The organism is Methanobrevibacter ruminantium (assembly GCF_016294135.1).
Classification (GTDB): domain Archaea; phylum Methanobacteriota; class Methanobacteria; order Methanobacteriales; family Methanobacteriaceae; genus Methanobrevibacter; species Methanobrevibacter ruminantium_A.
The window spans coordinates 1-2,841 of the sequence record NZ_JAEDCO010000074.1; the positions used below are offsets into that span (position 1 = coordinate 1).

The 2,841-nt window shown below is 34.1% G+C and carries 3 protein-coding genes; all 3 read right to left on the minus strand.

From position 1 onward, the window contains the following. Positions 1-728, minus strand: a 728-nt coding sequence (locus VW161_RS08810; protein ID WP_325192959.1) for an adhesin, incomplete at its 3' end; no start/stop codon positions are given. Between the two features lie 85 nt (positions 729-813). Continuing rightward, positions 814-2,175 (minus strand): phosphoglucosamine mutase, encoded by a 1,362-nt coding sequence (gene glmM / locus VW161_RS08815; RefSeq protein ID WP_304085836.1) that lies wholly within the window; start codon positions 2,173-2,175, stop codon positions 814-816. Between the two features lie 109 nt (positions 2,176-2,284). After that, entirely contained in the window at positions 2,285-2,683 is a 399-nt protein-coding gene (locus VW161_RS08820) for an exodeoxyribonuclease VII large subunit (protein WP_304085834.1), read from the minus strand. Positions 2,684-2,841 lie beyond the last annotated feature (158 nt).

Here is a 2,841-nt window from a genome sequence, read left to right on the forward strand (position 1 = left end):
GTTTCATAGTTCACAGTCGGGATTCCCGCTTGCTCTGTAGGCAATGTGATATAAGGTGGACTTGACTGTGCGCTTGGGAAATAGTAAACCAACTCTGGCATTTTATTTAAGATCTTATTTACAAAGGCTTCTGACTTTTCATCATGACCTACTGCAAAGACAAAATTAGTCTCTTCATAAGTTCCTGAAATCATCCCATTATTACTGTGAACATCTACAAAAAGGTCATAATCATTGCTGATTATATGAGGAGCTACAAACTCCTGAGCAAGCAACTGACCATCCATTCTGCCTTCATCATCAGTATCATAATTTGTTACATTGATTTTGTAGATATAATAACGATAATTTAAAGAACTGCTTTTAGAATTTACAATATCAAATAAAGCTTTATGAGCCTTGCTTTCCAATGGATGCATACCAATTGAATAAGCTATTTTAATGTCTGAATCAGTGTTTCCAAAAGGACCTAACAATTCTACAGACCCCAAATCATTTTCACCAAGCAACACAGAGTTTACATTTGAAGTGTCGATTTTCGCTTCAGCTGTTGGCCCATCAGGATAAGATTGATTAATATTGATAGCATTATCTCCCTTGGCAATAACACCATTATCAGAACTGCTTGAATTATTGACAGATATTGCATATCCGAAAAAAACAATAGCTATCGCTAATATAATCACTAAAAGAAGTATCAATTTTGATTTATTGTTATCTGGAATCATATTCTCAAAAAATAGTAAATATTAGAGAATAATTAAAATGAGAATAATTAAAATTAGTCTCCAATAATTTAAAATAAATTTTCAATTAATTTTTGTATTTTTCCACTAAACTGATTCCCCAGCTAGCCATTTCATCAGCTTTTTCCTGGGAGTCAGATTCAGCAAAGCATCTGAAGATCGGTTCAGTACCTGAAGGCCTGATGATTACCCAACCATCATCCTTTAGGATTTTAACCCCATCTGTTGTATCAAGCTCAAAATCAGTTGTTTCCTTGATCTCAGCTGCAATCTTTGCCATGACTTCCTGTTTTAAATCGTCAGCACATTCGACTTTTAATTTTTCCTGATAATAAACCGGAAGCTCTGCTACAAGCTCGGATAATGGCTTGTCTTCCTTAACAAGTATTTCAAGGATTTTAGCTACAGTCATAGCTGCATCTCTTCCATAGATAAAGTCTGGGAAAATGAGTCCTCCGTTTTCCTCTCCACCGAATAATCCATCAGTATCCTTAAGTTTTCTTGCAACAAGCAAATCTCCAACAGCAGTAGCTATCACTTCACCACCGAACTCCTCTGCAATATCATAGATTGCTTGTGAAGTAGCTACAGTAGTTACAATAATGCCTCCGCCATTTTCCTTTAGCATATGCTTTTCAACAAGTGCAAAGGTCTTATCTCCTAAAATGAAGTTCCCTTTCTCATCAATGCAGATGGTTCTATCTGCATCACCATCATGAGCAAGACCAATGTCTGCACCTAAATTCTTGACGGTTGCAATTAAATCCTGAAGGTTTGGTTCGATTGGCTCTGGGTCTCTTCCTGGGAAAAATCCATCCGCTTGACAGTTGATTGTTGTCACTTCACATCCCAATTCCTTAAGGATATAAGGTGCAGTATAGGAACCTGCTCCTGAACCGCAATCGACTACAACCTTAAGTTTTCTGTTTCTGATTGCTTCTGCATCGACTCTTTTTATAGTCTCTGCAATATACTCCTTGATTATAGTGTCATTGGTAAAGCATTCCCCAATCTTATCCCAAGAAGCCCTATTAGGCTCTGAGTCGAAGTACAACTTCTCAACCTCAATTTCCATATCGTCTGGAGTTCCTATACCAAACTCATCCACGAATTTAAGGCCATTGTATTTTGGAGGATTGTGTGAAGCGGTTACAATAATTCCACCATCATAATAATTCCTTACAGCATATTGAATAGCTGGAGTTGGAAGAATTCCTAAATCCACCACATCACAACCAGAGGAAAGCAATCCAGCAGTGATTGCGTATTTAAGCATTGGAGTGCTTGTTCTTGTATCCCCTCCAATAGCCACAGTACCTTGAACAATTGATCCATAACTTGCTGCAAGACGTGATGCAAATTCTGGAGTCAATACATCATTTGCAGTTCTTCTTACACCAAATGTACCAAATAATCTTTTTTCTACCATTTTATGACCTTTATAAAATTAATAAATGATTAAATATTTAATGTTTTAAATTATTTTAAATCTAAATATATTTTTGTTTATAGAGTTTAAATATTTTATTAAAAATCACTTAAGAAACCAATTTAATAGAATTTGAATTGGATAAAATAAGTTCCATTGAAGACTTGTATTCTGTTATGCTGCCAATTACCTCCACTTTATGATTCTTAAAGCTGTCCAAATCATTTCCAGCATCCTTAAGCTCCACTAATGTCGATTCAAAGATAATCAGATTTATCTTCCCAGTGCCATCATTCAACTCCATAAAGCAAGAGCTTCCACTTGAAGACTCCTTAATCGATTCAATCACTCCTGTGACCGCTACAGTCTCACCAATATTGTTTCTTGTAATGTCCTTTATTTGAATTTCCTTTGGTTCAATATAAGATGCAAAAATCAGCATTCCCATAATTCCTACAAGTGATGTAACCAATGCAACTTTAAAAATTATTTTATCATTTAATTCCATAAAATCACCAAATAAAATTATTCTTAAAATGATTTATTTGACAAATAACATATAAATATTGCTTAAAATTAAAAAATAAGTCATATAATAATTTTAATATTGTTTTAAACTCATTTTAATTATTTAAAATGATATCAATGATAAAATAATTTAAAAAA